General features: G+C 72.7%; 17 protein-coding genes and 1 pseudogene. 9 read left to right on the top strand and 9 right to left on the bottom strand.

Annotation, left to right across the window (positions count from 1 at the left end; genetic code table 11):
- Positions 1-13 precede the first annotated feature (13 nt).
- Together CT688_RS02710 and CT688_RS02705 are read right to left on the bottom strand one after the other, a co-directional pair.
- Positions 14-220 carry a PspC domain-containing protein gene (locus tag CT688_RS02710; RefSeq protein ID WP_107755660.1) on the bottom strand — a complete coding sequence of 69 codons (207 nt, stop codon included), beginning with the start codon at positions 218-220 and terminating at the stop codon, positions 14-16.
- Between the two features lie 189 nt (positions 221-409).
- A complete protein-coding gene (locus CT688_RS02705; RefSeq protein WP_107755659.1) occupies positions 410-1273 on the bottom strand; it encodes an SDR family oxidoreductase in 864 nt (287 codons plus the stop codon).
- A 67-nt stretch (positions 1274-1340) separates the two neighbouring features.
- Here CT688_RS02705 and CT688_RS02700 point away from each other — a divergent pair, with 67 nt between their 5' ends.
- Positions 1341-5192 (top strand): Pls/PosA family non-ribosomal peptide synthetase, encoded by a 3852-nt coding sequence (locus CT688_RS02700; protein ID WP_107755658.1) that lies wholly within the window; start codon positions 1341-1343, stop codon positions 5190-5192.
- A gap of 169 nt (positions 5193-5361) precedes the next feature.
- Here CT688_RS02700 and CT688_RS17460 read toward each other — a convergent pair whose 3' ends face one another.
- Positions 5362-5778, bottom strand: a complete 417-nt coding sequence (locus CT688_RS17460) for a transcriptional regulator (RefSeq protein WP_197431465.1) — start codon at positions 5776-5778, stop codon at positions 5362-5364.
- A complete protein-coding gene (locus CT688_RS02690; protein ID WP_107755657.1) occupies positions 5775-6224 on the bottom strand; it encodes a hypothetical protein in 450 nt (149 codons plus the stop codon). Before CT688_RS02690 ends, CT688_RS17460 begins: the two co-directional genes overlap by 4 nt.
- A 192-nt stretch (positions 6225-6416) precedes the next feature.
- On the opposite strand from CT688_RS02690, the gene CT688_RS02685 reads away from it, so the two are divergent.
- The 3 genes from CT688_RS02685 to CT688_RS02675 are packed head-to-tail and all read left to right on the top strand — an operon-like array spanning position 6417 to position 11090.
- Positions 6417-7805: a M1 family metallopeptidase gene (locus CT688_RS02685; protein ID WP_197431497.1), complete on the top strand. Its 1389-nt coding sequence runs from the start codon at positions 6417-6419 to the stop codon at positions 7803-7805.
- Positions 7783-9087, top strand: a complete 1305-nt coding sequence (locus CT688_RS02680; protein ID WP_107755655.1) for a polysaccharide biosynthesis protein — start codon at positions 7783-7785, stop codon at positions 9085-9087. The genes CT688_RS02685 and CT688_RS02680 overlap by 23 nt, the downstream gene beginning before the upstream one ends.
- Positions 9084-11090 carry an arabinofuranosyltransferase gene (locus tag CT688_RS02675; RefSeq protein ID WP_107755654.1) on the top strand — a complete coding sequence of 669 codons (2007 nt, stop codon included), beginning with the start codon at positions 9084-9086 and terminating at the stop codon, positions 11088-11090. The genes CT688_RS02680 and CT688_RS02675 overlap by 4 nt, the downstream gene beginning before the upstream one ends.
- A gap of 102 nt (positions 11091-11192) precedes the next feature.
- Here the strand turns inward: CT688_RS02675 and CT688_RS02670 are convergent, their stop codons facing one another.
- Both CT688_RS02670 and CT688_RS02665 read right to left on the bottom strand, forming a co-directional pair.
- Positions 11193-11561 carry a hypothetical protein gene (locus tag CT688_RS02670; RefSeq protein ID WP_231750470.1) on the bottom strand — a complete coding sequence of 123 codons (369 nt, stop codon included), beginning with the start codon at positions 11559-11561 and terminating at the stop codon, positions 11193-11195.
- Between the two features lie 113 nt (positions 11562-11674).
- Positions 11675-12571 carry a glycosyltransferase gene (locus tag CT688_RS02665; protein WP_107757959.1) on the bottom strand — a complete coding sequence of 299 codons (897 nt, stop codon included), beginning with the start codon at positions 12569-12571 and terminating at the stop codon, positions 11675-11677.
- A gap of 62 nt (positions 12572-12633) precedes the next feature.
- Here CT688_RS02665 and CT688_RS02660 point away from each other — a divergent pair, with 62 nt between their 5' ends.
- The 5 genes from CT688_RS02660 to CT688_RS02640 all read left to right on the top strand — a co-directional run bounded on the left by CT688_RS02660 (position 12634) and on the right by CT688_RS02640 (position 16408).
- Entirely contained in the window at positions 12634-13398 is a 765-nt protein-coding gene (locus CT688_RS02660) for a glycosyltransferase family 2 protein (RefSeq protein ID WP_231750469.1), read from the top strand.
- Positions 13395-13784 carry a DUF2304 domain-containing protein gene (locus CT688_RS02655; RefSeq protein WP_107755653.1) on the top strand — a complete coding sequence of 130 codons (390 nt, stop codon included), beginning with the start codon at positions 13395-13397 and terminating at the stop codon, positions 13782-13784. The genes CT688_RS02660 and CT688_RS02655 overlap by 4 nt, the downstream gene beginning before the upstream one ends.
- Positions 13781-14089 carry a hypothetical protein gene (locus CT688_RS02650; RefSeq protein ID WP_107755652.1) on the top strand — a complete coding sequence of 103 codons (309 nt, stop codon included), beginning with the start codon at positions 13781-13783 and terminating at the stop codon, positions 14087-14089. Before CT688_RS02655 ends, CT688_RS02650 begins: the two co-directional genes overlap by 4 nt.
- Entirely contained in the window at positions 14086-15711 is a 1626-nt protein-coding gene (locus tag CT688_RS17990; RefSeq protein ID WP_107755651.1) for an alpha/beta hydrolase, read from the top strand. Before CT688_RS02650 ends, CT688_RS17990 begins: the two co-directional genes overlap by 4 nt.
- 61 nt (positions 15712-15772) lie before the next feature.
- Positions 15773-16408, top strand: coding sequence for a hypothetical protein (locus CT688_RS02640; protein ID WP_159077980.1), 636 nt, complete (start codon positions 15773-15775; stop codon positions 16406-16408).
- Here CT688_RS02640 and CT688_RS02635 read toward each other — a convergent pair.
- The 3 genes and pseudogenes from CT688_RS02635 to CT688_RS02625 all read right to left on the bottom strand — a co-directional run bounded on the left by CT688_RS02635 (position 16398) and on the right by CT688_RS02625 (position 21436).
- Positions 16398-17335 (bottom strand): annotated as a pseudogene (locus CT688_RS02635) (NAD-dependent epimerase/dehydratase family protein). The gene CT688_RS02640 and the pseudogene CT688_RS02635 sit on opposite strands and share 11 nt — an antisense overlap.
- 90 nt (positions 17336-17425) lie before the next feature.
- Positions 17426-19549 carry a DUF6541 family protein gene (locus CT688_RS17455; protein WP_197431464.1) on the bottom strand — a complete coding sequence of 708 codons (2124 nt, stop codon included), beginning with the start codon at positions 19547-19549 and terminating at the stop codon, positions 17426-17428.
- Between the two features lie 78 nt (positions 19550-19627).
- On the bottom strand, positions 19628-21436 hold the full coding sequence (locus tag CT688_RS02625; RefSeq protein WP_107755649.1) for a hypothetical protein: 1809 nt from the start codon (positions 21434-21436) through the stop codon (positions 19628-19630).
- Positions 21437-21535: the final 99 nt, after the last annotated feature.

The raw sequence follows: 21535 nt of genomic DNA, 5'->3' as shown, positions 1-21535 counted from the left end.
TGCCATGACGACCTCAGGCGCGGACGTCAGGCATGACGAACCAGAGGATCAGGTACAGGAGCACCTGCGGCCCGGGCAGCAGCAGGGAGGCCACGAACAGGACGCGGACCAACACCGGGTCGATCCCGAAGTAGTCGGCGAGCCCGCCGCACACGCCCCCGATCCAGCGGTCCTCGGAGCGGGTCAGTCGTTTGGGCTGGGAGTCTGAAGGGTAGGTCATGACATGTCACCTCGTCGTCGTCAATGGCGGTCGGGGACCTCTCCCCGACGACCTCCAGTCTCCTCCCCCACGGCGCCCGCCACATCCGGGTTCGACCCCGATCCCCACCCTGATCCGTGCCTCGGGGTGGGTGCGGGGACGGAGTCCCGGGGTGGGCGCGCAGGCGAGCTCTCCCGAGGTGTCAGCGGCTCAGGTGTGGAACTCGCCGCAGTCCACGGTCAGGGTCTGGCCGGTGACCGCCGACGCCGCGTCCGACAGGAGGAACAGCACCGGGTCGACGATCTCGCGCTCGCTGGGCAGGCGCCTCAGGTCCATCTTCTCGGCGGTGTGGGCGTAGACGTCCTCCACGGTCCCGCCGTACTTGCCCGCCAGGTGCTCGAAGTACCCCTTGAGCGTCTCGCCGTAGATGTAGCCGGGCGCCACGGTGTTGACGCGGATGCCGCGCGGCCCGAGCTCCGTGGCCAGGGAGTGGCCCAGCGCGACGAGGGCGGTCTTGGCGATCTTGTAGCCGGCGTAGCGCTCGCGGGAGTGGTGGATGACCGCGGAGGCCATCATGACCACGGAGCTGCTCGCGGGCGCGGCGCTGCTCTCGGCCCCGGAGTCGGCCCCGGAGTCGGCCCCGGAGTCGGCCTCGCCTGCCCCCGCCGCCGCGCCGGCCTCGAGCAGCGGGGTGAACTCCTGGGTGGTGCGAAGCGCGCCGAGGACCGACAGGTCGATCCCCCGCGAGATCTGGTCGTGGTCGGTCTGGGCCAGTGGCTTCATGCTGGGCACCGCGAACGCGCTGTAGACCAGGCCGTGGACGGCATCGGTGTGCTGCGCGACGGTCTCCCGCAGCGCGCGTACGGAGTCGGGTTCGGTGGCGTCCACCGCGGCGGCGATCGCGGTGCCACCGGCGGTGCGTACCTCGTCGACGATCCCGTCGAGACGGGAGGCGGTCCGGGCGGCCACGACGACGGTCGCACCCTGCTGTGCTGCGCGCAGGGCGAGGGTCCGGCCGAAGCCGGGTCCCGCTCCCACGATCACGACGGTCTTGTTCTCCAGAGATCCTGACATGAGCTAATAGAACCAGTTCTACCCGCGCTGTGGGAGAGAGTTCACCCGACCGGGATACCATCCGCACGTGCACACCATCCCCGAGCAGTATCTTCGCAGCTCACAGGCCCCGAGCCCTCGGACACTGCTGGACGTTCTCGATGCCGCGACGCGGAGCCACCCGGACGCGCCGTGCCTCGACGACGGCGCGCGGGTGCTGAGCTATCGCGAGGTGTGGGAGGAGATCCACACCTCGGCGCGCTGGATGCAGGAGCAGGGCGTGGGGGCGGGCGACCGGGTGGGCATCCACATGCCGTCGGGCGGCGTGGAGTTGTACCTGGCGATCCTGTCGACGCTCGCCGCGGGCGCGGCGTACGTACCCGTGGACGTGGACGATCCCGCCGACCGCGCCGAGTTGGTCTTCGGCCAGGCGGGCGTCGCGGCCGTGTACACCGCAGAGGGGATGCGGGTCGCCGACCCGCACCGCCCGGCCGACCCGTCGAGGCACCGGGGGCCGGGAGTCGACGACGACTGTTGGATCATCTTCACCTCCGGCACCACCGGACTGCCGAAGGGCGTGGCCGTCACCCACCGCAGTGCCGCCGCGTTCGTGGACGCGGAGTCGCGGATCTTCCTCACCGGCGCCCCGCTCGGCCCCGGCGACCGGGTGCTCGCCGGGCTGTCGGTGGCGTTCGACGCCTCCTGCGAGGAGATGTGGCTGGCCTGGGCGCACGGGGCGTGTCTGGTGCCCGCGCCCCGGTCAATCGTCAAATCCGGGCTCGACCTGGGTCCGTGGTTGCGCGACCGGGGGATCACGGTGATATCGACCGTGCCGACACTGGCCTCGATGTGGCCCGAGGAGATGCTCGCCGACATCCGGCTGGTGATCCTCGGCGGCGAGGCCTGCCCGCCTGAACTCGCCGCCCGACTCGCCGGCGCTGACCGCGAGGTCTGGAACACCTACGGGCCGACCGAGGCCACCGTGGTGGCGTGCGCGGCGCGGCTGGACGGCACGGGTGAGGTCTCGATCGGCCTGCCGTTGGACGGGTGGGACCTGGCCGTCGTCGACCCGACGGGCATGCCGGTCGGTTACGGCGAATCCGGTGAGCTGGTGATCGGCGGGGTGGGGCTGGCCCGATACCTCGACCCGGACAAGGACGCCGAGAAGTACGCGCCCATGGAGTCCCTCGGCTGGGAGCGCGCGTACCGGTCCGGCGACGTCGTGCGCCTCGAGGCCGATGGTCTGTATTTCGCCGGCCGCGTCGACGACCAGGTCAAGATCGGTGGACGCCGACTCGAGCTGGGCGAGGTCGACACCGCGGTCTCCGCGCTGCCGGGCGTGAGCGCCGGGGCCGCCGCGGTGAAGAAGTCCGACGCCGGTCAGTCCGTCCTCGTGGCCTACCTCGTGGCGGACGATCCGGCGGGCTTCGACCTCGCCGACGCCGCCGCGACCCTGCGCGACCGGCTACCCGCGGGGGTGGTCCCCCGGCTGACGCTGGTCGACGAGCTGCCCACCCGGACCTCGGGGAAGGTCGACCGCGCGGCCCTGCCGTGGCCCCTGGCCCAGACCTCGGCCGCGGAGACGGAGCTGGAGGGCACCGACGCGTGGGTGGCCGAACTGTGGTCCTCGGCCCTGGGCGCCGACGTCTCCGGGGTCGACGAGGACTTCTTCGCCCTCGGCGGCGGTTCCCTCGCCGCGGCACACGTGGTGGTGGCGGTCCGCGAGCGCTTCCCCGCCGTGACCGTGGGGGACATCTACGACCGTCCACGCCTCGGTGACTTCGCAGGGTTCCTCGACGAGCTCGAACCGGTGGCCGCCGTGGAGCCGCGACACGTGCGGCCCGTCGGCCGCGGTGCGCAACTGGTCCAGGTTTTGGCCACGCTCCCGCTGCTCACGGTCACCGGACTGCAGTGGCTCACCTGGCTGGGGATCGCCAACAACGTCGCGGCGTCCGTGGGGGTCCCCTGGGCGCGACCGGTCTCGTGGTGGGCGCTCGGGATCCTCACCGTGCTCCTCCTGCTCCCCGCGGGCCGCACGCTCGTGACGGGCCTGCTGTGCCGCGCCCTCACGGCCGGGATCACTCCGGGCACCTACCCGAGGGGCGGACCGGTCCATCTGCGCCTCTGGGCGGCCGAGCGGCTGGTCGAGGCCTCCGGGGTCGCGAACCTCGAGGGTGCCGGGTGGCTCACCCCGTTCGCGCGGCTGCTCGGCGCGAAGATCGGTCACGGGGTGGACATGCACACGCTGCCGCCCGTCACCGGCCTGCTCACGGTGGGCGACGGCGCCTCCATCGAGCCGGAGGTCGACCTGGCCGGGCACTGGGTCGACGGCGACGTGGTGCACGTCGGGACCGTGGAGATCGGCGAGAACGCGGTGGTGGGAGCGCGGTCCACGCTGCTGCCGGGCGCCGTGGTGGGCCGGGGCGCGCACGTGGAGATCGGATCCGCCGTGGTGGGCACCGTCAAGGCCGGCAAGCGCTACGCGGGTTCGCCGGCCCGCAAGCGGGGGAAGCGGGGCTCGAGCTGGCCGGCCGAGCCCGCACCCCACAACCGCGTCTGGAGCCTGGTGTACCAGCTCTCCGCGGTGGCGCTCGGCGCGATGCCGTTGATCGCGCTCGGCGCCGGACTCGCGGTGGTGGCCGCGGGGGCACGGGACGCCGCCACCCCCGGGCAGCTGTTCCTGCGCGCGACCCTGTGGTCGGTGCCCGGGACGCTGGTCGCGCTCGTGCTGTTCGCCGCGCTCACCCTGGTCTCGGTGCGGGTGCTGTCGGTGGGACTGCGGGAAGGCTTCCATCCGGTGCACTCCCGCATCGCGTGGCAGGCCTGGTGCAGCGAGCGCATCATGGACGCCGCCCGGAACTGGCTGTACCCGCTCTACGCCTCGATGCTCACGCCGATGTGGCTGCGGGCGCTGGGGGCGACGATCGGCAAGGACGTGGAGGCCTCGACCGTCCTGCTCATCCCCTCTCTCACCACCGTCCGTGACGGGGCGTTCCTCGCCGATGACACGATGGTCGCGCCGTACGAACTGGGGTCGGGGTGGATGAGGCTCGAGCAGGCGCAGGTCGGCAAACGCGCGTTCCTCGGCAACTCGGGCATCGCGTCCGCCGGCCGCAAGGTCCCCGCGCGTGGACTGGTCGCCGTTCTGTCCTCCGCGCCGCAGAAGGCCAAGAAGGGCACGTCGTGGCTCGGATCGCCCCCGCAGAAGCTGCCCAGGGCGGTGGCCGACGGCGAGAGCGACGCGCGCACCTACCAACCGCCGGGGCGCCTGAAGGTCGCCCGTGCCGCGTGGGAGACCCTGCGCCTGGTCCCGGTGTGGCTCTCGTTCCTCCTGCTTGTCGGCGTCCTGGTGGTGATGCAGCTGATCCACCGGGAGTGGGGTTTCACCGTGGCCGCGCTGACCTCCGGTGTCACGCTCGCGTATGCCGGACTGGTGGCACTGCTGCTCGCGGTCCTGGCCAAGTGGATCCTGGTGGGCCGGATCCGCGCGGGCGACCAGCCACTGTGGTCCTCCTTCGTGTGGCGCAACGAGGTGGCCGACTCCTTTGTCGAGCTCCTCGCCGCGCCCTGGATGGCCCGGCCCGCCACCGGGACCCCGATCCTCACCGCGATGCTGCGCCTGCTCGGGTCACGCATCGGCCGGGGCGTGTGGTGCGAGTCCTACTGGCTCCCCGAGGCCGACCTGATCTCGGTGGGTGACGGCGCCACCGTCAACCGCGGCTGCGTGGTCCAGACCCATCTCTTCCACGACCGCATCATGCAGATCGACCGGGTGACGATGGCCGATGGCGCGACGCTGGGGTGCCACTGTGTGGCGCTCCCGGCGTCCTCGATCGGCGACGGCTCCACCGTGGGCCCGGCCTCGCTGGTCATGCGCGGCGACCGCATCCCCCCGGGCACCCGCTGGCAGGGCAATCCGATCGCACCCTGGCGGGGCTGAGCGGGGCGCGGGCTGCGCGGCGGGTCCGTCTGCCACCGCAGGGGCTGCGCGGCGGGTCCGTCTGCCACCGCAGGGGCTGCGCGGCGGGTCTGGACCAGACTCGCCGCGCACCCCCGTGGGTTCCGTGCAAAGACGCCGCGCATCCGGGGGAGGGAGGGGGATTCGCCGGTCAGCCGCCGGCGATGGCCCGGAGCGCCTCCAGGTGCGACCCGTAGGCCCTGCGACCCTCGCGGCTCAGGGCCAACCAGGTCCGGGGTCGCTTTCCCACGTACCCCTTGCGCACCTTGACGTACCCGGCCTTCTCGAGCACCGCGACCTGCTTGGACAGCGTCGAGTCGGAGACCTCCACCGCATCGCGGATCGTCGCGAACTCCGCGTCGTCGACCCCGGCCAACGCGGCGACGATCGAGAATCTCACCGGCGCGTGGATGACCTCGTCGAGCCGGTGGCGCGCGTGTCCTTGCGCGCGGTCGTCGGGGACGTCGAGGTCAGCGGCGTGACCGGCGTGACCGGCGGCGTTGTCGGTGTCACCTGCGTCACCGTCGGCGGTGCCGGTTCCGGCGGCCTCGCCTGTCGAACCGCTCACCGCGAGGCCCCCCGCCGTGCGATCCGCGCGGCGGCGATCAGTCCGGGCACCGCCACCAGCACCGCGCCGAGGAGATACCACCAGGCGGTGAGGCCGATCGTGGTGCGGATGACGTGCAGGCCGGTGACGACGACGAGCACCATCACCCCGGAACCCACGACCCCCCAGAAGGACGTGCGGGCCGAGCCACGGGGGCTGGCGCCGATCGACCGCCGCTGCCAGGCCATCACGGCGAACAGAAGCACCGCGTACGGCAGCATCGCCCAGTCGGAGAACATGATCGCGATGGTCCCGGCCCCCATCACCACCGCGATGACCGCGGTGAACCAGGCGAAGACCCGGGCGTCGCGCGTGGAGCTGACCGGCGGGCGCCCCTCGGCCTCCGCGAGGAGCCTGGCGGCCTCGGCGCGATCGACCGCGCCGGTGGTGTAGTTCTCCGTGGTCATGACTTCACCTTTCTCGACACTTCCCCGGGCCCTCGCCCGGCCGATGACCCCACACTAGGAAACTACTTTCCTGGTTGGCAAGTAGTTTCCGCAGAGCGCGGATCCGACGGCGGTGGCGGGCGTCAGCGGCACCGGCGGCGACGGCGACCGTGGCGATCCCCCGGGTCCACTACACTCGCGCAGGTCATGGAATTGAAGGCAGTCAAGAAGGACCTCATCGCCAAGATCGCCGCCCCCCGCGATTCGTCGCGCGCCGATCCGGTGGATCCCTACCTGCCCAGCGCCGGGAACCACGGCTACCGGGTGACCCGGTACGAACTGGACCTCACCTACAAGATGAGCTCCAACAACCTGCGCGGTCAGGCCGTGATCACCGCCACGGCCACCGAACCGCTCGAGTCCGTTCAGCTCGACCTGTCCCCCCACCTCGACGTCTCCAAGGTCTCGCTCGACCGCGGCCGGGTCGCCCGGTACGGCCGGCCGCGGGGCAAGCTCAGCGTCACCCCGACCGACCCGATCCCCGTGGGCGCGGCGTTCACCCTCACCATCCGGTACTCGGGCAACCCGCGCCCCATCCGCGGCGCCTGGGGGGAGGTCGGTTGGGAGGAACTGACCGACGGCGTCCTGGTGGCGAACCAACCCAACGGGGCCGCCAGCTGGTTCCCGTGCGACGACCACCCCTCGTCCAAGGCCCCGTTCCGGATCCGTCTCACCACGGACTCGCCGTACCGCGCCGTCGTGACGGGGTCGCTGGTGGGCAAGAAGCGCAGTGGCAGCACCACCACGTGGGAGTTCGACCTCCCGCAGCCCACCTCCACCTACCTCGTGACCATCAACCTGGGACGGTACGAGCACCTGGAGGTGACGGGTGGCTCGGTGCCGGTCCACGCCTATCTTCCCGCGGACCTCAAGCGGGACTTCCGGGTGGCGTTCGCCCGCCAGCTCGAGATGATCGACGTCTTCACCGACCTGTTCGGCCCGTACCCCTTCGGCGAGTACAAGGTGGTGGTGACCGACGACGAACTGGAGATCCCTCTCGAGGCGATGGGAATGTCCACGTTCGGCCGCAACACCGCCGAGGCGGGGACGGACGACGAACGGCTGATCGCCCACGAACTCGCCCACCAGTGGTTCGGCAACGCCGTCACCGCCGCCGAGTGGAAGCACATCTGGCTCCACGAGGGCTTCGCCTGCTACGCCGAGTGGCTGTGGACGGAGTTCTCCGGCGGCGCGGACGCGGGCAGCCACGCGCTGCGCTACTACTCCAAGCTGCAGAACTCCCCCCAGGATCTGCTGCTGTCCGATCCCGGCCCCAAGGACATGTTCGACGACCGCGTCTACAAGCGCGGTGCGCTCGCCCTGCACGCGCTGCGCCTGACCATCGGCGACGAGCAGTTCTTCCGGTTGCTCCGCGGCTGGGTGGTCAAGTACTCGGGAAAGACCGCGACCACCGACGACTTCCTCCACATGGCCGCGGACCACTCCCCCGTGGATCTGCGGCCCTTGTGGTCCGCCTGGCTGTTCTCCGAACCGTTGCCGCCCACCCTCGGCATGCCCGATGACCACTCCGGCCGCCGCTGACCCGACCCCCACGACCGGCCGCCGCGCCGTGGGTGGGATGCGGGCACTGACGCTGGCGACGGCGTTCGCGGCCGCCTCCGGCTACCTCGTGATGCTGGTCGCCGGCCGGACGCTCGGACCGTCGGACTACCCGCTCTTCGCCACCTACTGGGGCGCGTTCTTCGCTCTCGGCGGAGTGGCCAACGGACTCATGCAGGAGACCACCCGGGCCGTGAGGTCGGCCCGGGTGGGTCCCGCGGCGGTTCTCCCGGCACCGGGGACGGGAGGCCGGGTCCGGCTCCTGCCCGCCGGACTGATGCTGGGCCTCGTGCTGGCCTGCGTCGTCGCGGTGAGCGCTCCCGCCTGGCCACGCCTGGGACTGCCCGCGTTCTCCGGGGTGGGCGTGGCGGTGATGGCGGTGGGGATCCTCGGCTTCAGCCTCCAGGCCGCCACGGCGGGGGCGCTCTCGGGAACCGAGCGCTGGGGCCTGTACGCGGTGCTCCTCACCGTGGACGCCGCGCTGCGACTGGGCGTGGCCGGCGTGGCGTGGTGGGCCGGTGACGCCGGGCTCGGATTCGCCTTCGCCACCGTCGCCGGCACCGTCACCTGGGCTGTGATGATCGCCCTGTCCCCGGCCACCCGAGAGGCGCTGACCCGCGCGGTCGACGTGGGCCGTCGACGGTTCTGGCGCAACACCGCCTCGGCGATGCTGGCCTCGGCGGGGACCGCCGCCCTGGTGGTGGGGTTTCCCGTGTTCGTCACCGCCACCGTCCGCGAGTCGGACCCCGCGCCACTGGTCGGCGCGGTCATCCTGGCCATCACCCTCACCCGCGCGCCGCTGCTGGTACCGCTGACCAGTTTCCAGAGCGCGATCATCGTCTACTTCGTCCAGCGCCGCGAGCTCGGCCCGCGCGCACTGGCCGGCCCGCTCGGGCTGGTCACCGCGGTCGGCCTGGTGGGTGCGGGCGCAGCCTGGCTCGTGGGCCCGTGGCTCATCCGGGTGCTGTTCGGGGCCGAGTTCGAGCTCCCCGGAGCGGTCCTGGCCGCGCTCACCGCGGCCTCCGTCGGTACCGCCGCCCTCATGGTCACGGGCAACGCCGCGCTGGCCTTCGACCGACACACGCTCTACAACGCCGGTTGGTGGGTGGCAGTGGGGGCGGCGCTGGTCCTCCTGGTCTCGGTGCCCGGCCCGCTCGACGTGCGATCGGCGATCGCCCTCCTCGCGGGGCCCGGCATCGGGGTGGCGGTGCACGTCGCCGGCCTCGCGGTATCCGCCCGCCTCGACCGGGGCCGCGACGGATGAGCGAGGCCCGGTTGCTCGCGCGGCGCGCGGGTGAACTCCTGGCGGGGCTCGTCGTCGCCACACTGGTGGCCGCACTGACCCTCACGACCGTCGATGCGCTGTCCCTGCCGGAGCCCAGCTGGCTGCCCGAGGCCCTGGGAGCGACCCTCGCCGCGGGGCTGGTGGTGCTGGCCGGCTGGCTCCTGCTGCGCGGGGGGCGCCGGGGCCGAGGGACCGGCCGCGGTACCGGCGATCGCGGCCTGTGGCTCCTCGGGACCGCCGGCCCGGCGTTTCTCGCCTCCTCCCACCTCGGCCTGCTGCTGACCGGGACGCCGCACTACCTCTTCGGCCTCGGCGGCGACCAGCTCAACCGCGTCGCGTACGTGACCCGCTTCGCCGACTCCCCCGCGCTCGCCGACCCCTTCTTCGCCGACGCCGCGCCCTTCTACCCGCCGCAGTGGTTCTGGGTGGGCGGGCGACTGGCCGCCCTGACCGGGATCGAGGGCTGGGAGTTCTACAAGCCCTATGCGATCGCCACCATGGCGATCGCGGGCGCGATCGCCTTCGTCGCCTGGCGCTGGCTGGTGCCGACCCGGCTCGCCGTGCTGTTCGGTCTGGTCACCGCGGTCGTGGGGGGACACACCAACGCCTACGAGCCCTACTCGTGGATCCTCATCTGCCTCCTCCCGCAGGTCGTGGTGGCGACCTTCCTGCTCTGCGCACGCGCCGCCGCGGTGACGCGGGGCACCGACGGCGGCCGACCCACGTGGCCGCTGGTCGTGACGATCGGCGGCTACCTCGGATGGGCCGCCCTGGACTACACGCTCATCGCGGGTGTCGCGGCGTTGCTGGTCGCCCTCGTCGTCGTCATCACCACCTGGCGCCACCGCTCCGACCGCGCCGTGGTCGGCACACTGATCGCCCACCTGGCCGCGATGGCCGGCATCTCCGCTCTCCTGGCACTGCTGTTCTGGCACCGCTTCCTCCTGGCCGTGCTGGGCGGCGCCGAGACCGAGCCGTCCGTGGCCAACGACTTCGCCCCGGAGATCGCATCGCGCTGGCCACTGCCGATGTTCGAGGTGTCCGCCGCGGGCCTGCTGTGCCTGATCGGGGTGGTGTGGGTGGTGGTGACCGTGTGGCCGGACGGCGCCGGCCGGCTCTCGGACCGCGGTGCGGCGGCCCTGGGCGCCCGGATCGGCGCACCCCCCGAGGACGACGACGAGGTCACGTCCTCCCGGCCGGGCTGGCCCCTGCCCACACCGACGCGCTCGCTCGTGCTGGCGCAGGCGCTGGGGCTGATGGTCCTCACGGTGTTCGGCTGGTACGCCCTGTCGGGCCTGAGGGCGGCCACCGGATCCACGCTGCTGCCGTTCCGGTTGATCCCGGCGATCACGCTGGCTCTCGCGCTCGCCGGTGTGGTGGGCTCGCTCGCCCTGGCCCGGTGGGCGGTGGCGACGTCGCCCGCGCACTCCCGCGGGCGGGTCGCCGCGGTGGCCGTGGTCGTGGCCGGCCTGGCCGCGGTCCAGATGGTGCAGCACGTCTCCGAGGAGGACTCGGCCTTCGCCGCCGCCGCCCGTGACACCGTCGCCGCGCCCACGCCGGTGATGGAGGCGATCGACGAGATGACCCCCGGGCGGGAGCCCTCCGATCTGGTGGTGCTCACCGCGGTCCCGACCGTCTATTCCTACCGCCCCTATTTCACCTTCCAGGCGCCCGCGCAGGCCTATGCCACCCCGGCCGGTCGGTACACCGAGAGGACGGACGAGATCCGCCGGTGGGCCACCGCCACCTCCCCGCGCGAACTGGCCGACGCGCTGGAGTCCGGACCCTTCCGCGGCCCGGATGTCCTGGTGCTCGCGCGGGAGGGCATCCGGACCTGGGGGTTGCCGGTGGCGATCAACGAGATGCCGCTGGCCCGGAACAACAGCCGGGAGACGATCCGGTTCTCCCCGGCTCAGTTCGCGGACCCGGAGCTGTTCGACGTCCGCGAGGTGGGATCGCGAGTGGTGATCGTGCGACGCTGACCGGCCGGGCCGTGGTTCAGGCGGGCGGCGGCTCAGGCGGGGCGCAGCGTGCTCGGCGGGCGGCGGCTCAGGCGGGGCGCAGCGTGCTCGGCGGGCGGCGGCTCAGGCGGGGCGCAGCGTGCTCGGCGCGGGGAAGGGCACCACGATCTCGCGGCCGACCTCCTCGATCGCATCGGTGAGCGCGGTCGACAGGACGATCCGGTCCTCGTACAGGTGGGCGATCCGAACCACGGTCTGGGCTCCGTCCTCGCCGAACAGGAAACGCTCCATGAGGAACCGCAGGCCGATCCCCTCGAGGACCTCCTCCGCCCGGTGCCAGTGCTCGACCGGGTCGAGCGGGCGGCCGAGGCGGTCGATCGGCACGAGCAGCGGCGCCGCGGCTGTCATGTCGATCCAGCCGATCAGCTCGCCGTCCTCACGGCGGTGCGGGATCCACTGCTCGGGAATCACATAGACCTCCACTCCGGCCATTCCGGCGGCTCACCTGCCTCCGATTCTGGTCGTGCCCATTGCGGCGCGGGGGCCTTTCCGGCGCAGCAGGGACGACCAAATCTAAGCCGCCCCGGGGTCGTGCCCGGCCCGGGTCAGAACCTCCTGAAGCTGTGGCCGAGGAGCCGCTTGCCACCCTCGGCGAGCTTGCCGGCCCGGGCCGCGGTGGGCAGCAGCGACAGGGAGTTGAGCCGCGACGTCACGTGCAGTCGCGCGGCCCGCTCGGCCTTCTTCCAGCCCCGGGCGGCGAACGCGTCCGCCTCGGCGGCGAAGAAGCGGGCCTCCTCGTCGAAGCGGCGGCCGTCGAGCGCACGCACCGAGGAGTCGGACGCCGAGTGCCGGCGGTAAAGGAATGCCAGCGTCGGGTCGTAGACCATGTGGCCGCCAGCGGTGATCACGTCGACCAACAGCGCCAGGTCCTGCACCACGTCGAGCCCCTCGCGGAACCCGATGCGGCGAATCCACTCGGAACTCCACGCCAGTGACGGGAAGTAGGTCCAGTTGCCGTGCATCAGCGAGGTCATCAGCTTCTCGCCGTGCAGGACCGTGCGCCCGTCTGTCCTGGGCTGGGTGAACGACTTGACGGTGTCCGACAGTGGCCGGACCGGCGCACCGTGTTCGTCGATCACGCTGACGCCCACCTCCATCACCGCGGCGTCGGGAACGGCCGCGAACCCGTCGGCCACCACCTGCAGATAGTTGGGCAGCATGATGTCGTCGGCGCCCATCACCACGACGACCGGCGCGGTGACCATCTCCAGGCACTTGCGGTAGTTGCCGTTGGCACCGAGGTTGGTCTCGTTCTTCTCGTACGTCACCCGCTCGTCGCGTGCGGTGATCTCCCCCATGTAGCGGGCGGGCTCCGGGTCCGGGTAGCCGTCGTCCACCACGACCAGTCGGAAGTCCGAATAGCTCTGGGAGAGAACGCTGTCCACAGCCTTCTTGAAGTGGCCGACGTCCCCGTAGTAGGGGAGCATCACATCGATGGCCATCGGGGAACCGCCGTCCTTCTCGTCACCGGGTTGTCCGTCCGATCGCATAGTATCGACCGGCGATGAGCAGTGACAGTGAGCGACTCCCAGAGCACGGTGACACGGCCGGCGGCGACCCCGCAGACGACCCCGCGGGCAACCGCGACGTCTGGCTGATCGTGCCATGCTTCAACGAGGGCACCGTCATCGAGGACGTGCTCAGCAGTGCGCGAGAGACGTTCCCGAACATCGTGGCGGTCGACGACGGGTCGTCCGACGAGTCCGCCGCCGCGATCCACCGGGCGGGGGCGCACCTCGTCCGCCACCCGGTCAATCTCGGGCAGGGCGCTGCCATCCAGACAGGTGTCGAGTACGCCCGCACCCAACCCGGCGCCCGCTACTTCGTCACCTTCGACGCCGACGGCCAGCACCAGGTCAAGGACGTCCTCGCGATGGTCGAGAGGGTCCGAGCCGAACCGGTCGACATCGTGGTGGGTACCCGCTTCGGCCGCCCGCGACGCGAGGGCGATCAGGTCCCGCTGATCAAGCGGATCGTCCTGAGGACCGTCGTCATGTTGAGCCCACGCACCCGCCGGCTCGGCCTGACGGACGCCCACAACGGGCTCCGGGTGTTCAACGAGCGGGTCGCGAACGACCTCAACCTGCGGATGAACGGCATGAGCCACGCCAGCGAGTTCGTGGAACTGATGGACAACCGTGGGTGGCGCGTCGCGGAGCAGCCCGTCGACATCCTCTACACCGAGTACTCCATGTCGAAGGGGCAGTCGCTGCTCAACGGGATCAACATCCTCTCCGACGGGTTCGTGGGAAAGAGGTTGCCGCGATGATCAAGGCACTACTGCTGCTCGCCGGCGCCGCGCTGGTGGCGTTCTTCCTCGCCAACCGGCGCAAAGCCCGGGCGAAGGCCGGGGTCAAGATCGGCTTCGTGCTGTTCGTGGTGTTCATGGTCTATGCGGTGCTGCGCCCGGACGACCTCACCGTGGTGGCCAATGCCCTGGGCGTCCAGCGGGGCACGGACCTGGTGCTGTACGCGCTGGTCATGGGCTTCGCATTCGTCACCGTCTCCACCTACGTGCGATTCCGCGAACAGGAACTGCGGTACGCCCGACTGGCCCGGTCGATCGCGCTGCAGAACGCGGTGCGGCCGGAGGACCGGCCAGACGCGACCGCGGTGATGCCCGTCGCGGACGACGACGACCGCCTACGACGGTGACCGGCCGGTCCGCTGGTGGCGCGGGTACCGGCGGCGCGGGGTCCGGTGACGTGGGTACCGGCGGCGCGGGGTCCGGTGACGTGGAGGTCCGTGCGGAAGCGGGCCGGCTCGCGTTGCGGCTCGAGGCGGCGAGGGAGCGGTTCGACGACGACGCGGTGCGCGACCTCCTGGCCCCCGCCCTCGCCCGGGTCACCCGACTGCACGACATCGCACGGTCGCTGGCCGACGGCGCGGCCTCCGACGCCGAGACAGAGCAGGCCGCCCGGGACCTGGCCGACACCCACCCGACGCGGCGACTCCGGTGACCGGAGCCCTGGCCGAGGACCCGCCACCGGAGCAGGTGCGGTCGCTCCTCGACGTGGCGGCCCGCATGGTGGCGGCCCGGGACGCGCTGACGATCGCGCGGGACGCCCTGGCGTCCTCCCCCACCCGTTCACCCGCGCTGACCGCCCTGGCAGTGGCGATCGACGCCGAGGCCCGCGGGATCGACGAGCTCCTGGCGGGTGTCTACCGGCTCGTCGAGCTCGCCGAGGACGTCTGGGCCGACCTCGACGGCCCGGACCCGGTGCCGGTCTCCGGCCGGGACCGCCTGCGGGCGTCGCTGGACCGGGCGGTCGACAACGCGCTGACCGATCTGGCGAGGTTGGCCGGGGCGGGCGGCCCGGCCGGCTCGGACCCCGCCGGGCGAGCACCCGCCGGGACGCTCGACACCCGGGCCGTCGTCGCGGCCTGGCCAGAGGCCACGCCCGACGAGGTGTACTCGAGCATCGAGCACCTGAGCCCCGCCGACCGGCGCCTGCTCGCGCTGGCCGAGCCCGACGCCGTCGGCGGCACCTACGGCGTTCCGTGGCCGGTGCGGGCGCGGGCGAACTCAGTCCTGGTACGCCGCGCACTGCACCGCGAGCAGTTGGCCGGGACACCGTGGAGTCCGCGGATCGGGCGACTGGAGACCATGACGCGACGGGGGCCGGGTCGTCGTCGTCGGTCCTTCGTGGGGTTCTCCCCCCTGCGAGGTGGGCGGATGATCGAGGTGGTGGGGGAGGTCGGTCCGCGCACCGAGGCGGTCGCGGTCTACGTCCCCGGCACGGGCACCAACCTCGACATGTCCCACGTCAACACCGACGTCGCGGTGGACCTGGTGGAGGCCGGCGGTGGCCGGCTGGTCGTGGTGGCGTTTCTCGACGGCGAGTTCCCGCAGGACATCATGGCCGACGCCGGCGATCCGCGGTACGCCGAGGCGATGGCGCCCCGCCTGGTCCGGTTCTGTCGGGAGGTGGACCGGGTGATCGAGATCGAGTGCCCGGGCGCGGCGCTGACCGTCGTGGGCCACTCCTACGGCGGGCGGATCGTCGGGACCGCGGAGCGGCTGGGGCTGCGCGCCGACCGGGTGATCTACGCCGAGTCCCCGGACCTCGGGGTGGGGGTGTCGGGGCCGGCCGACTGGAGGTCCCCCGGCCCCGTCCGCAGATTCTCGTTCACCGCTCCCGGGGACCCGGTCGAGCTACTGCAGGTCAGATGGGGGTTGAGGCGGGCCTGGTCCACCTCCGACCTCTCCGACGGCGCCACCCGCCTCGACACCGGGTGCTTCGCCGACGGCACCCCCGTCTACGGCACGCGCGGCCACGGCGGGGTGTTCGACCGCGGGTGCGGTGCGTTCGAGGCGATGCTCGCCGTGATGCTCGGCGGCCGGGTGCCGCTCTGGCGTGACCGTCGGATCCGGGCCCGCCACACGCGCGCCGGCCCGGGAGATGACGGACGGATCCTGCCCACGGTGTGGCGTCATGCCACGGGGCTGTGGCTCCGCCGGGCCGACGACCCGTACGGTGACGCCCAGGTCCTGTGGGAGGGTCCGGAACGCCTTGTCGCCGTTCCGGTGTCGACACGCGCGGCGGGGCTCGGGGTTGTCCCGGGCACCGCGGGTGACTGATACTGGGGCCCATGGCTCCGCTGGACTCCCGCTTCCCACGCCCCTCGGCCACCGCTCTGGGGTGGGCGCCCTCGGCGTGGTCTCCGCCGGGCTGATCTCCACCGGACTCTGGTACGACTCCCACCGCAACGCCCTGGCGGTCGAGCGGGCGCGCGAGCAGGTGTCCGCCGCCCAGACCGCCGACGCCTCGCCGGAGCCCGTCGCCGTGACCACCTCCGAGCCGGCCGATGAGGGCGCACCCGGCGACTCGACCGAGACCTCGGTCGAGAGCCCGGACACCCCGGTCGGCGATGGTCCCGCGACAGACGCCGGGACGGCGGAGACCGGGTCCTCGACGGCGGGGACCGCCCAGGTCTCGGTACCCACGACCGCGGCGGCCGCGGCGGCCGTCGCCCCACGGCGTTCCGCTCAGTCGTCCCCACCGGCCCCGGTAGCCGAGCGGGCGACCCCGTCCACCGGCGGCGGCGCCACCGAGACCGCCACCGGGGACGCCACCACGGAGCCCACGGAACAGCAGATCACCCAACCGGTCGACCCCGCCCCCGCGCCGGGTGGTGTCCTGCCCGGTCTCATCGACCTGGTCCGCCCGTTCCTGCCGCAGCCGGATGCGGTACCCCAGGCCCCCGCGGTACAACAGGCGCCCGCGGCCGAGGTGGGGGCCGGAGCGGCCGACGAGGACCCCGGGCTCACGCCCTGAAGTAGTCCACGGTGCGCTCGACGCCGTCGGCGATCGGTACCCGCGGGACCCAGCCGAGGACGTCGGCGGCCCGGCCGGCGTCCAGCGCTGACCGGGCGACGTCCCCCAGACGGGCGGGCGCGTACTCGGGGTCGTCCCCGACCCCGCCGCCGCGGCCACCAGGGTGTGCAGGTCGCGGTCGCTGGTCTCGACCCCGGTGCCCACGTTGAACCGCAGCCCGGCGGCCGCCGGAACCGTCGCCGCGCGCACGAAGGCGTCGACCACGTCGTCGACGAACACATAATCGCGGGTGTTGCCCCCGTTCCCGAACACGCGGGTCGGCTGCCCCGCGAGCAGTCGCTGCGCGAAGATCGCCACCACCCCGGCCTCACCGTGCGGGTCCTGCCGCGGGCCGTACACGTTGGCCGGTGCCACGCCCGCCCACTCGATGCCGTACAGCTTGGCGAACATCTCGAGGTACACCTCGCCGGCGACCTTGCCCGCCGCGTACGGGCTCATCGGATCCACCGGCCGCGACTCGGCCACCGGCAGCTCGGCCACGGGACCGTAGATCGACCCTCCCGAGGAGGTGAAGACGATCCGCCGCACCCCGGCTCGTCGGGCGGCCTCGGCGAGCCGGACCGTTCCCACCACGTTGACCTCGGCGTCGTACACCGGGTCCTCCACGGACAGGCGCACGTCGATCTGCGCGGCCAGGTGGAACACGACCTCGGGCGCGACCTCGGCGACCAGGTCCACGATCCCGGGGTCGACCAGGTTCATCCTGTGGAAGCCGAACCGCGCCCCGGCCTCCCGCGCGCTCGCGAGGTTCTCGAGGCGACCCCGCGAGAGGTCGTCCACGACGGTCACCTCGTGACCCTCGGACAGCAAGCGATCCACCAGGGTCGACCCGATGAACCCGGCTCCACCCGTCACGAGTGCCTTCATTGACGAACCCCTCCCGAAGCGCGGCGACGCCGCCGCGGCGTCCCGTCGGACGACAGCTCCGAGGATACGACCCGGACCCGGTCGGGCCGCTCACTCCCCGCCGTACAGCTCGGTGGCGCGGGTGAGGGGGGTGCGCCTGTCCGGCGGGAACGGGGAGTCGGCCAGGATCCGATCGATCTCCTCCTGCGTGAAGGCTGCACGGACGGCGAAGATCCGCACCTGGGAGTCCGAGTAGACCTTGACCAGGCCCGGGGTCTGATCGAGCCGGAGGAGGTGCTCGTTGGGCTTCTGGAACCCCCAGTAGTTGGGCGGGCTGACGTAGACGTAGGTCACGCCGAGCTCGTCGAGCGCGGAGTCGACGCGTGGGTCGGTACCGGCCCGATCCATGCTGAAGAACAGGGCGGTCGTGAGCGGGGCGGTGGACCCGGGCTGGAGATAATGCCGTGCGGTCGAGGGCAGACCGTGGGTGGCGTACATCCACCCCGACCCCTCGTCGGGGTTGGTGTAGACGAGTCCCGAGTAGGCCTGCGGTTGCCGGGAGAGCCACTCGAAGGCGCGCAGATCGTGACCGTCGACCATCCGACCCGCGCGTTGGTTCGCGCCCGCCGCCGAGGCGTACTCGGGCGAGGCCTGCACGACCCACGACCCGGTGGCCACCAACGCGGCCAGCGCCACGGCGACCCGCAGACCCGCCGCACCGGTTCCGCGCGAGTCGGTGATCGGGTCGATCAGGCGGGCCGCCCACCCCGCCAGCGCCTGGACGACCACTCCCACCCCCACACCGACGGCGGCCGCCACGAGGACCGCCAGGAGCACCCCGATCCGCCGCGGGTCGTTGTAGTAGATGCTGCCGATCCCGCGCAGGACGCCGCCGGTCCAGTTGCCGAACATGCTCATGGAATTGACGCACACCACCAGCACCCCGGCCCAGAGCAGGATCGGCCACAGCACGAGGCGCCGGACCAGGACGAGCACGCCGAGCACCGCGAGGGCCAGCAGCACCCAGCGCACTCCCCAGTCCTGCACGTGCCGTACCTGCAGCGCCACGGCCCGACCCCAGACGGCCGCCCGGTCGGCGTCGATCTCGAACTGGAAGGCCGAGATCTCGTCCGCGTCCTCGGAGACGGTGAGGACCTGCGGCAGCAGTGTGAGGACGCCCGCAAGTCCGACCCCCGCCAGGACGAGGAAGTCCCGCAGCCGGCCCCGTACCGGGCGCCACAGGCCCTCGAACAACCACCAGAACAGCACGATCACCGCGGCGGTGACCATCGCCGACGGGTGGATACCCCCGACGCCGACCAGGCCCAGCGCGGCGGCGGGGACGAGGCGACGGTCGGACAGGGAGGCCACCACGACAGCGGCCACCAGTCCCGCCAGCCCGTTGGCCACCCCGGACGGCGTCGCGGCCACCATGACCTCCACGAACGGCAGCCCCGGGAACAGGGGGGTCGCCATCGCGGCGACGGCCGCGGAGGTCGCGACGGCCGGACGGGAGAACCGCCGGTGGGTGATGAGCCACGCGAGCGCGGCCACGCCGAGTGGGAACACCAGCGCCATGGAGCCGATCTGGACGAGGTTGTACGTCTCGACCGCCCCGATTCCGCGCAGTCCCATCACCAGGGCGGCGATCGCGTGCCAGGTGCTCGGGTAGTAGAGGGTCGCCCCGTTCTCCGGATAACGCAGCTCGCCCGCCTGGTCGGGGGACGCCAGGCCCGTGTCGTGGATGAAGCGGAGGTAGTTGGCGTGCCAGTGGGCGTCCCAGCCCTGGAAGATGTTCGCGGTGCCGCCCGGGGTGGCGGAGAGTTCGGTGATGATCATCTGGCCGATCAGCCATGCGCTCACCAGGATCGACGCGGCCGGCAGCAGCCACCACCACGCGCGACGGGGGCTCGGGGCCGGGATCGGGCTGCTGGTGCCCCCGGGGTCGCCGGACCGGCCCCCGGCCCGGGTACGGCGTCGACGCCGGAGCCACAGCGATCCGGAGATGAGCAGTCCCACCAGGCCCACGATCGCCGCGGTGACGGCCGTGGCGACCGCGTACCCGGCGAGGGACCACGGCACGCCGGACCGGCCGTAGACATAGGTGGCGATCGTCACGATCCCCGCGGACACGGGGATCGACGTGCCCACGGCCAGCCGGAGCGGGAGTCGGGCTGCCAGTCCCACGATCAGCCCGGGAACCACGAGGAGTGACGTCAGGGTCAGCATGACCATCGCGATGTCGATGACCTGCCTCCGTCTCTGTCGTCCTCATCCGGTCCGACCCATTATGGGCCACCCGCCCCGCGGGCCTCAGCGCGGCACGAGGAGTCCGACCGGTCCACTTCCGATGCACAGCTCCGAGACACCGCCGCGCGGGGAGACGGTCAACCCCGTCCCCCCTCCCTCGACGCGGACGAAGACCGTTCCCAGGCCCGCCGACACCGGAGCCGTCACCTCGGAGCCCTCGTCGAGCCGGACGCCCACCTCACCGTCCGCGTCGGCGAAGAGGTTGAGCTGGACGATCCAGTCCCGGTCGATCAGGGGCCCGTCGACGGGGATCCGGGCCCCGTCGCTCCCGATCCTGTACCCGCACCCGGGCTCGGGGCCCTGCGGGATCGTCCGCAAGGCCGCCACCTCGGCCGGATGCAGGGTGCCGAGGGCGTCGACGAGAACCGGGTCAATCGTCCAACCGGCGACCGGGGGGATGCCGGGGACACCCGCGAGGACGGACGACAGCCGGTGGGCCGGTGCGGTGACGGGGAGAAGGACCTCGAGCGGGAGGTCCTGGTCGAACACGGGGGCGCCGCGCTCCCGGAGTGCCTCGAGCAGCGGGAGGGCGTAGTCGCGCGACGGTTGGTCGGCCCAGGTCTGCCGGTAGGTGTGGGTCGAGACCGCCGAGGAGGCGAGCAGCGCGACCAGGGCGACCGCTCCGGCGGGCATGACCAGGCGGACGGTCGCCGCGCTCCCCCGCCGGGGAGCCGACAACGCCAGCGCGGCGGCCGCCGCCAAAACCAGCGGCATCTCGGCGTGATACCGGAGGGTCTGGACGATCTCCGCCGCCGTGTCCGGCCCCGCCCTCCCCACCGCCACCAGGACCACCGACAGGAGCGGGTAGAGCGCGACCGCCAGCCAGACGGGTCCGGTGTGACGCCGGGTGGCCAGGGACCACGCCAGCACGCCGGCGCACGCCAGGGCCCCGAGGAGGACGGCGGCCAGCGGAGGGTCCGCCATGGGCGGCCCCGGGTGCCACCGGTCCCACCGCCACGGCCCGCCGCCCAGGGTCGGGATGACCGCCAGGCGGTAGGTGTGGTCCACCAGGGCTGGGAACCCCGGTCGCGTCCCCTCGACCTCCCCGAACGTCCCCCGGCCACCGAGACGGCCGACGACGACGACGAAGATCGCCGCCCACACCACGAGCACGACTCCCTGGGCGGCCCAGGCCCCTCGCGTCCGTCGCCAGATCGCACGGGGTGACGCCGACCCGCTCCGCCCGACCCACCACCAGCCCACCAGGACGGCGGCCGACACCACGGGGATGAGCAGTGCCTTCTCCACGAACAGCAGGCCCAGCGCGGTGGCCAGGACCGCGCTCACCGCGTGCCTGCGGTGTCCCGTCTCGGCCAGCCTCACCGTCGAGGCCACGCACCACGCCATCGCCCCGGTGAGCGGCAACGCGTTGAGGGCCGCCGCCCACCACGTCGCGGCGGGGAGGCCGAGGGGGATCGCGAGGGCCGCGACGAGCGGCAGCAGCAGCACCGGCCGCCCCCGCAGCAGCACCCACAGCATCCGGGCGAGCGCCGCGCCGGCGAGGAGCTGCAACACGGCGATCTGCACCAGCGGGAGGCGGAAATCGAGCGGGGCCAGGTGGGCCGCGACCCACGCCAACGCCATCCCCCCGGGCATCAGATGGCCGTCGTGGTCGGCGAGCAGCAGCCCCGCGTCCGGGAACCGGTGGGCGGCGGCCTTGCCGTGCAGGATCAGGTCGTCCCAGTAGAACCAGCCCGCGGCCGCCACCCAGGTCCGCAGCGCGGTGACGGCCACGACGACGACCGCGCACGCCGCGACCAGGCTCCGCGCCGGGGCGTGGGCGGTCGGCTGGGTGTCGGTCTCGGGCGGCATCGGCGTCAGCGTAACCGGGCGGGCGGGCGCGGTGCCGGACGGTGCGGGGCGGTGCCGGACGGTGCGGGGCGGTGCCGGACGGTGCGGGGCGGTGTCGGA

The organism is Dietzia sp. JS16-p6b (assembly GCF_003052165.1).
Lineage (GTDB): Bacteria > Actinomycetota > Actinomycetes > Mycobacteriales > Mycobacteriaceae > Dietzia.
The sequence above is the reverse complement of the archived record's forward strand: the minus strand, read 5'-3'. Positions and strand labels throughout refer to the sequence as shown.